At 60.2% G+C, this 8,910-nt stretch carries 6 protein-coding genes and 1 pseudogene; 2 read left to right on the top strand and 5 right to left on the bottom strand.

The features are described 5' to 3' along the window. Window positions 1–89: 89 nt before the first annotated feature. Window positions 90–350, top strand: a pseudogene (locus tag ABTU92_RS28695) (IS630 family transposase); the annotation flags it as partial. A gap of 41 nt (window positions 351–391) precedes the next feature. Here the strand turns inward: ABTU92_RS28695 and ABTU92_RS28690 are convergent. The 5 genes from ABTU92_RS28690 to ABTU92_RS28670 all read right to left on the bottom strand — a co-directional run bounded on the left by ABTU92_RS28690 (window position 392) and on the right by ABTU92_RS28670 (window position 6,646). Then, window positions 392–1,363 (bottom strand): glycosyltransferase family 2 protein, encoded by a 972-nt coding sequence (locus tag ABTU92_RS28690; RefSeq protein ID WP_408094979.1) that lies wholly within the window; start codon window positions 1,361–1,363, stop codon window positions 392–394. Window positions 1,364–1,385: 22 nt separating this feature from the next. Next, window positions 1,386–2,135 carry an ABC transporter ATP-binding protein gene (locus tag ABTU92_RS28685; RefSeq protein ID WP_408094978.1) on the bottom strand — a complete coding sequence of 250 codons (750 nt, stop codon included), beginning with the start codon at window positions 2,133–2,135 and terminating at the stop codon, window positions 1,386–1,388. Between the two features lie 54 nt (window positions 2,136–2,189). Continuing rightward, window positions 2,190–2,981: an ABC transporter permease gene (locus ABTU92_RS28680; RefSeq protein ID WP_408094977.1), complete on the bottom strand. Its 792-nt coding sequence runs from the start codon at window positions 2,979–2,981 to the stop codon at window positions 2,190–2,192. Window positions 2,982–3,063: 82 nt separating this feature from the next. After that, window positions 3,064–5,703: a glycosyltransferase gene (locus ABTU92_RS28675; RefSeq protein WP_408094976.1), complete on the bottom strand. Its 2,640-nt coding sequence runs from the start codon at window positions 5,701–5,703 to the stop codon at window positions 3,064–3,066. Window positions 5,704–5,740: 37 nt separating this feature from the next. Then, the gene (locus tag ABTU92_RS28670) at window positions 5,741–6,646 is read right to left on the bottom strand and encodes an FkbM family methyltransferase (RefSeq protein WP_408094975.1); all 906 of its coding nucleotides are present in this window, start codon (window positions 6,644–6,646) and stop codon (window positions 5,741–5,743) included. A gap of 904 nt (window positions 6,647–7,550) precedes the next feature. Between ABTU92_RS28670 and ABTU92_RS28665 the strand changes: the two genes are divergently transcribed. After that, the coding region (locus ABTU92_RS28665; RefSeq protein ID WP_408094974.1) for a hypothetical protein at window positions 7,551–8,910 on the top strand (1,360 nt) is incomplete at its 3' end.

Here is an 8,910-nt window from a genome sequence, read left to right as displayed (position 1 = left end):
GATCAGAAGACCGCTTACCCTGCACACGCGTGTTCGTCATTAGGACTATCCATAGAAATAGTCCTAATGACCTCGCCGCTCAGCCAGCCGGACGCAAGACGGCCCTCACCGGGGGGACACAAAAAAACTTTGCGGCGACGCTGAGCGCCCATCTCGCCGACGTCGCCGACCAGAAACCGGTCGAGATCTGGTTCCAGGACGAGGCGCGCATCGGCCAGAAGAACGGGATCGTGCGCATGTGGGCGCGGCGCGGTTCGCGACCATGTCAGCCCGCCGACCAGCGCTACGAGAACGCCTGGCTGTTCGGCGCCATCTGCCCGGCCCGCGGCACCGGTGCCGCCGTCGCCATGCTGGCCGCCGACACCGAGGCTAACGCCGTGCGTACTGGGGTTCAGCGCCGCGCCGCGATTTCACGACGGCCTTTGACTCGCCCGGCGAGGATCCCCGCAGCGGTGACGTAGCGGGTCCACCGCTCATAAACGATGTTGCGGCAGTCAGGGTAGCGGGCAGGTTCAATAACGCGACGCAGCAGCGAGAGATCGAGCAGCGCCACGCCGAGCGCGCGTAGCGCTCGTCCCGCTAATAGTTCGGCGCCGGCCACATCGGAGGACGGGGGCATTCGCATCGCTTCGTCAAGGCCCCAGGCTGCGAGCCGTCCGCGTGCGACCCCGCGCAGATAGCTCTCGCGGAAGATCGCCGGCCAGCTATACTTCTCAGGGCGCACCAGATGGTGATTGACGAGGCCGGGATCATAGACGACGCGGTGGGGGCCGTAACGGTCCCAAAGCGCGGCGACTAATGCGTTCTCCTCACCATACAGCATGCGCCCGCCCACCGGCCCGAACGCCTCCGGGAAGCCGCCAACCGTAAGCAATGCCTCACGGCAAACACCGAGATTACCGGCGCTCAAGCGTGGCGGCCCACCGTACGGATTGTGGGCCGGTAGAGAGAATGCCCCGTAAGAGTCTTTGTACCAGGAGGGTCGAGGAGGATCAACGAGGAAGCGGGCATGCACTGGGCCACCAAAGCAAGCAGGCCGTGCCCCGCGGACGAGCGCGAATGCGCGTGCCACATAGCCCTCGGGAAAGGTGCATTCGTCGTCGACGAAGAGAAGGAATGGCGTTGCCGCCTCGCGCGCTCCCCTGTTCCGGGCTCGGCTCGCACCCAGTTCCGGCTCCACGACCACGCTGACACGCGAGTCCGAGCCGGCAAAGGCGGAAGCGACCGCAAACGTGCCGTCTGTCGATCCGTTGTCGACGACGAGCACGCGCCAGCCCTCCGGGGCATGTTGCCGCGACATGCTTTCCAGGCATTCGCTCAGCAGCGCCGCGCGATTACGAGTGACGATGATGACCGTGATCACGGCAACCGTCGCCCGAGCCGGTTCAGGTGAAATCGAGCGTTTCGTGGAAAGCGTCGGTGACCGAGATTACGTCGCCCTCCATCCGGACCTTGCCCTTCTCGATCCACAAGGCGGTGGTGCAGAATTGCCGGATGATTTCAGTGGCGTGTGAGGCGAAGACGAGCGTCCGCGCTTCCTCCATCATGCGCTCGACCCGCACAAGCACCTTCTTCATGAAGCGCGCGTCGCCGGCACCGAGCATCTCGTCCATCACGAGAATATCGCCCTTGAAGTTGAGGGCGATGCCGACGATCAGCCGTGCCAACATGCCGGCCGAATAGGTGGAGACCGGCATCTCGATAAATTGACCGAGCTCCGAGAACTCGACGATGGTCGGAACCATGTCGTCGATCTCGCGCTGGTCTTGCGTGTAGTAGAGCGCGATGTTCTTGATATTGGCGATGCCGGACTGCATGGGCTCAAGGCCCGCGGCGAGATTGAAAAAGGTGCGGATCGAGCCGTCGACCTGCACGTGTCCGGCTGAGATTGGATAGAGGCCCGCCACGGTCTTGAGCAGGGTCGTCTTGCCCGCGCCATTATGACCGACCAAGCCGAGCCGTCCCCCCGGCGGAAGGGTGAACGAGACGTTGTCCAGAGCCCGGATCACACGCTTGTGCGCGGACTGCCCACGAATGACACCACCAACGTTGCGGGCCAGTACATGCCTGAACGATGATGCCCTGTCTTGAAGTATGACCGGGATGTCGATTGTCACATGCTCGAACTTGATCACGGTAAGCGCTCCACGCTCGGGCTCGCCAAGCCGCTGGGGCCAGGCGGCGACCCGTCAAACCCAGAACACGACGTAGCGGCCATACTTGCGGTTTGCGACGGTCGAGAGAATCCAAGCGATGATGGTCATGCCGATGGTGCCCGCGTACACGGCCAGTGACGGCACCTGTCCCAGGAAGGGAGCGCGCGCCACCTCCAAGAGGTAATAAAATGGGTTAAGATATAACAACAGGCTCGCATGTTGGGGAATGGCATTCGGTTTATAAAGAATGGGCGAGACAAGGAATAGAAGGTAGATTACCGACCCAACCGTGGGAGCGAGATCGCGAAAGCGCGCCCCAGCTATACCGAGAAAGTTGGCGAGCGGATAGAGCAACAGCGCCAATAGCGGGAAATTGACGAGACTCAGCAGTACAGTCGGAAAAAACGGGACCCCGAACCAAAACGCAACCGCGAGAAAAATCGGCAGGCCGAACATAAACGACACGAAATAACGCACCACCATCCGGAAGGCGAAAGTGGGGTAAGGCACCGGGAAGGCGTTTAGAATGGGACCGGCGGCATGATACACGCGCGGCGACTCGGCGATTGCGCCGCTGATCAAATTCCAGCACAGCAGGCTGATCGCCAAGTGAGGAAAAAAATCCTTGAGCTCAGTCCGAAACACTGTCGAGAAAACGATTGCAATGCCGCTGATGGTGATGATTTGCGACAAGAGCAACCACGCGATGCCGATAGCCGTTCGATCATACTGTCGAGCGATGTCCCGTTGGAGGAAATGTAAGCTGTGGCCGAGCCACGCCCTGTCGAAGAACAGGCTGTTTTTCCTATCAGCTGAGATTTGCATGACAACCTCTCGAAGTCTACAGCCGGCCCACTCGTTTTATGCCTAACAAGTTGACGCGAAGCAGAAGAAGGCGCCGGCCTGCTCACAGTATAGCTTGACGCTGAATTAGTATAGATGTGGGCGGCGCCGGCGGACGCCTCGCTGCCTCAAGCATGTGAAGAGCGAGTATGCGATACAAGTTGTAGCGGGTGAGTACAAGCTCGCGCGCCTCGGCGATGTCGGCTTGGCGCTCGCGCCACATATCGGAGGCGCTTACGTCACGAATCATGTCGAAGACGCGAGGATCCTCAGGGTCGATCCGGATAAAGGACCGGGACGGAAAGCGCTTCTCAAGCTCAGGATCTCCATAGTAGAATGGGAGTGTTCCGCAAACGAAGCAGTCCATGAGCTTCTCTGTAAAGTAGAGAGGAGCAGCTGTATTCTCAAAGGCGATCGAGTATTGGTACGGCGCGATTGCGTCCCATTTATCGCACACTGGGCGGAACCCGCGACCATAGAGGTCGAATTCTACTCTCGACTTTAATTTCTCAAGGAAAGACATCCGGTAACGGTGGCCGTCGAGAATACGAAGGTTGCTTGTTACCCAGGAGAGCTTCTTGTCCTTGGGAGGAAGCGCTCCGGACGCGATCTCGTCATAGGTCCGCTTCACGTGCCAGGTACGTGTCATCACGGGCTCGTGGATGTAGGTGCGGCCCGGATCCTGACCATCCGGCAAGCTCAAGTCGCAGGTTACGACGGTGGATGCCTCGCCCTGGCCGCGATGAAAGGGCCTGTGCATCGGCGTCGGCGGCTCGCCCACCGCAAACCACAGCCGCTCGGGGGGCGCGACAACGCTCACCGTAGCCGCAGCGGGCGTATTGAGCACAAGGATGAAATCTGGATCCGGCACCAGCTCCGCAGGCGCGAACATGACGCCCTCGACCAGACTGCTAGATCCCGGTGTCAAATAGTACAGCGAGTCGACGAAATCGCCCCAGCATTCATACACCGCCACCTTAAGTCTGGCTTCCGCGGCAGCGGCGGCGAAATCCGGAGACAATCTTTTGGCTGCGGGTTCCCCGCGCCGCGCCGTAACGTCAAGTTTGAGCCACACCGCCCGAAGCACTCCGGACGTGCCATGATTGCGGAATATCACCTTTAGCCTGAAAAGAGCATTGAGGGGGAGCGTGGCGACGCCGAGCACGCGGGGGCCAGCCAGCTTTCTCAATCGCTGGGCGGCCGCAAAAGCCGGAGCTGTTGCGGGCTCAACGAAGCGCCTTACGGCGAGTAGCCTGCGGCAAATCACCTCCATCACGCCGCGCGCGCCTCGATCGCGATAGACCGTCTTGGTCCGGAAAATGAGGTGCGAGAAGAGCGATCTCTTGCCAAGAACTTGAACACCGCGCACGGTTATCGACCCCGAACGGTCTGCCGTAAGTGCTGCCAATGCAGCTGCGGGCAGGATCAAGCGGTGGGTCTGGCCTGTAGAAATTTCTGCTAAAGAGACGTCGCGCCAGAGGAAATTGCCTGGTGGGTGGTCGTCAGGACGCCCCTCTTGCGACAGCGCGAGATCGACGAAATTGTGCACCTCCCAAGGCGCCGGGAGACCGACCTTTGACGTCCAGTACATGACAAAGCGTCCGCGCGCGGCTCCGGTCAGGTCCAGCCACGGCGTTTGAGCCGCGCTTGGAACGATCCTTATGGCGCATTTGACGCTCTGGAGCGCAGCACGGAAACGGTCCGCGGCTTCGGGACGAACCGCGAGTAGTATCTCGAAGTTCGCGAACGTTTGCGCGTCATATGCCACGGCGAGCCGCTGTACGCTCTCCACCTCACCGACGAAATCATGGAGAATCGAGATTGCCGGGGCCTCGCCGGGCAGCAAGCGGCCCAGCGCGGTCATCTTCTCCAACCTTCCTAGAGCCGTGTTGTCGATAAAGGCCCAGGCGCTGAGCTGCTCATGCAAGCGTGGCAACTCCAGCACATCGACGGGGTCTGCCTGCCCGGCGCGCCTCGCCCGCGCGCTCCAGCGCGCCACAACGCCGAGCCGAACCGACATTACGGAGTTCGCAGCGTCATGGGTCAGGGACCTAGCGTGACGACGATAGGTGTACAGGATGTCGGGAATATTGGTCACGGCGTGGCGGTCGGCCATCTTCATGATCCAATCGCCATCTTCGCCACCAGCGCGGAACACCTCTCGAAAGCAGCCGGCGCCTGACGCAGCTTCGCGCCGCGCCATGAGCGTCGCGCAGCACAGCATCGGGTCGCTGGCCTGCCGCTCGGGGTCTGCCGGGTAAGTTTCGGAGCGTTGCGGCATAAGGTTCTCGTCGGCGATGATGATACCGGTTCCGACTGCGCCGAAATGAGAATTCCTCTGTAGGAAACGCAGTTGTCGTTCGAATCGCTCGGGATGGCTGACATCGTCGCTGTCGTGCCAGCAAATGAAAGCCCCGCTGGCATGACGCAGCAATTCGTTTCGGGTGGCGACGACGCCACGATTGACCCCGGCGCCAGGGAGGATCAGGATTCGAGAATCTTCGCGCTTCAGGCGCTGGGCCACAGCCATCGAATCGTCTTCGGAGCCGTCGTCTAAGAGAACCACCTCAAGATCCGGATAGGTCTGGGCAAGAATGCTGCGTAGCGTCTCCTCTAAGTATTTTTCGACATTGTACACGGGCACTAACACCGAAACTAACGTAGGAGACGCCGCTTCAGCTGTCCTGAAGACTGTCAGGGTCATTGGTTTATCCTGCCCAGCCAGCAGCGGATGCGTTGTTTCAACCTACCGCAGCCAACGACAAGGACCTCAGGTCCTCGTCGCGACAGAAGAAGACGTCGAAGTCATAATAGATCAGGTTACAGTATCCGAAATTGTTCTCGATCAGGATGGGAGTAAAGCCGGCATCACGGAAGAGCGTGCACATTTCGGCGAAGGTCTTCTGGCCTTCGTAGAACTGTAGCGCCGAAATCTCCGCGAGCAGCAGCCTGACGTTTGGTAGAAAACGGCCGGCCGATCTGAAAACTTGTTCCTCATACCCCTGGACGTCCAGCTTGAGGAAAATCCTCTCGGGGATTTTTTCACCGAAACGCTCAGTGAGATAAGTGTCTAGGCGCATCAGTTTTACGGGTTGTTTTTCGCCGAGCTGCGCGTCGGAGACGTATGTCGCGAGGATATCGGTCTGCGGAAGCAGCGAAGAGGTGCCGCCATGCGATGCTCCCACATGGATCATCGTTTCGCCATCGGTGTCCCCGAGCGCGGCATTGACTGCCTTCCAATCCCGATATGCGCCGAGATGGGCCGATAGCCGCTCGAAATGAGCCTTGACGGGCTCGAACGAAACAACCTCGCCCGAATACTCACAATAGCCCTGCACGAGACCCGCAAATTGCCCCTCGTGCGCTCCGGCGTCGATTATTAAGTCGGGCTTAGCCAACTCTAAAACGCGCCGCAGCCTGGCGTAGAAAGCATAGGCCATCAGCCCATCTCCGGCGAGTGCATGCGCTATTGCGGGATTCTTCGCCATTAACTCGGTATACATCTCGCACAACGCCACAGGAGAGCCTGCGCCGATCCGGAGGTCGCGCACCGCTTTGGCGACCCCGCTGAGTATTCCGGAAGTCTTCATTCCATTGCGCAACTGTTGCGAAAGCAGTGCTGCCCGGGTCATCAGCTTATTGACCATTATTACGAGGCGCCTTGTGACAGGGGTGGGACAGGGCGGAGTGGGCACATGGCTACACCGGTGTGGGGTCGAAATCCTCACGATAATGAGTCCTAGGCTCCGGGCGCAGCCCGGCGGAGTTGCATTCGATCCATATTTGCATCGGGGTCCATCGCATGTGCGCCGGTTCAGAGCAACACTGCAAATCCGGGTACGCATGGATCGTCTGGGCGATCATGGGCTAAGGCCTGTCGCGGATTGCCTTGCTCCGGAACGCTACCGCAATGTAATCGGAACGCTACCGCAGTGGAAGATGATACGACTTGGCGCCTCGGCCAACTTGCCGCCCTTCTTGCCGTGCCTCCTGGTCTTCGCAGATCGAGGCGGCGCGCGCACGGGTTCTCGCGTTTGCAAATGGCCCGCTGCGGCTCGTCCGCGACATGAGCAACCTACGAAGCGCGAAGCACAATTGGCACGTCGAAGGCCTGTTGTGCAACGTGGTTCTACACCACACCTGACACGACCGGCCCGCTACCGACACGATCTGGTTTCGGGGCCGACCAAGGCGCGAGAATGGCCATGCGCTCGCCATATTGGCAGCCTCAACTGTCTGCGCTTCCTGCTCGATGCGTCCAGCCCGTGCTTGCTCGATCTGCTTTTCATCCGCATGCTCCTAGTATGGCTCCGAAGGTTCGCAGCCGAGCCGAAGAATGCCGGTTGCGCGAAATGCACATCAACGAGGCGCCTGTGGGCTTTGTGTTGATCGGGCCACGGCTGCAGCCCTGCATGCCCAATCGAGAGGTCGGCTTAGGCGTCGGCCTACTTGCCCTCTTTCTGCGCGACGACGCTCATGAGGTCTCCGGAGCCGAGCCAGCGCGTTCGGTGTCGGTTTCACGCCGCCGAACGGCCGCGTCGCGCTGCGCTCATGCAGGCTCACTCGACAATCGCCATTGAGATGCGGCAAGCTCGTCAGATCTCCTATGCGCGACGCATCACAACGTTCTCGGCCGATTCAGTTCGCATGGCGACGGTTATGAGCCCAACCGAGATCTCTGGCTTACGTCGTTGGGCAAGGCGCGCCCTGCTTTCGCTGGACTGGCGTTGGACACTGATTGGCGTGTTGTGCGTCAACGTCGCAATCGCGGCTTTTGTCCCGATCTACATTGACGAACTAGTCTATAAGATCAGCACGGCACGTACGTTCCTGGAAGGTGGCGCGCAGCTATCGCTGTACCCGCAATGTCCCGACACTTTCGTGACGCCCTTGCCGTGGGCACTGCTCCCGGGCGGGGCGGTCTACGCGCTCGCGTGGCAGAGCCTGACCCTTCTCGGGATGCGGCTGCTCGGCATCGCGATGTTTGCGGGTTGGCTGGCGCTATTTCACGTTCTCGTCCGCCAGCTGTTGCCGGCCCGTCACTCCCGGCTTCTGCTGACGCTCTGCGTTGCCGCACTGCTTTCGCTAGGCGTCACCGGTTTTTCGATGACCATCTCGCGGCCTGAAGGCTTCCTCACCATCGCCCTGACCGCGGTGGTTCTACTGCCGCTCATCGCGCCGGGCTTCTTCACGGCTGCCGACTCCAAACTCGCGCGGCGATTGAGAATAGCCGGTGTTACGGCGCTTTACCTATTGATCGTCTCGACCTTGGCATTCGGCCACCCGAACGTTGTCTACTTCATACCACTCATCGCCATATCGGTCGCGCTGACGTTCTCACGCTCGAGCTGGATACTGGCGGCCGGCGTAATGGCATTGGCACTTTGGATGCTGGTGACCGGCGTGGTACATTCGACGCGTGTGATCACGACCTGCAGCGATCCGGCATTCCGCGAAATGTCGAGAATGTACCTCAATGACGTCGGCGCCCTGCTTACGGCGCCGTTCGAGACTATCAAGATCTTGCTCTCAAGTCTTTTTGTCGGTCTTCGGCAGGTGGTTCAGTACGCTGCCCATCGCGACGAGTACCAATCGAGCTGGCTACCTGCCACGCCGCTTCTCGGATGGCTCCCGCTGTCGGTCGGGCTACGCTGGTTGATGGACCTGCTTTGGCATAGTCTAGCGCTCGCCGGAATTGCAGCCATCCTCCTTTGCTTGGCGAAGGAAAGAAAACGCAACGTGCTGGAGCGCATCCTGTTAGCTATCGGCCTCCTGTTCGGCTTCGCCACGCTTTTTGCGCATGCCCGCCAGCTCAATTTCACCATCGTACAACTGACTTTACCGATGCTGGCGGTTTTTGCGGTGCTTACGCTTTCGCCGTGGCTGCCCCACCTAGAGCGGTTCCCGATCT

Origin of the sequence: Rhodoplanes sp. SY1, assembly GCF_046000175.1 — a bacterium.
GTDB lineage: Bacteria > Pseudomonadota > Alphaproteobacteria > Rhizobiales > Xanthobacteraceae > Rhodoplanes.
The sequence above is the reverse complement of the archived record's forward strand: the minus strand, read 5'-3'. Positions and strand labels throughout refer to the sequence as shown.

Excerpts from the sequence above, each read along its gene's own strand:
- ABTU92_RS28680 (WP_408094977.1), bottom strand. The coding sequence starts at position 2,981 with ATGCAAATCTCAGCTGATAGGAAAAACAGCCTGTTCTTCGACAGGGCG.
- ABTU92_RS28675 (WP_408094976.1), bottom strand. The coding sequence starts at position 5,703 with ATGACCCTGACAGTCTTCAGGACAGCTGAAGCGGCGTCTCCTACGTTA.
- ABTU92_RS28670 (WP_408094975.1), bottom strand. The coding sequence starts at position 6,646 with ATGGTCAATAAGCTGATGACCCGGGCAGCACTGCTTTCGCAACAGTTG.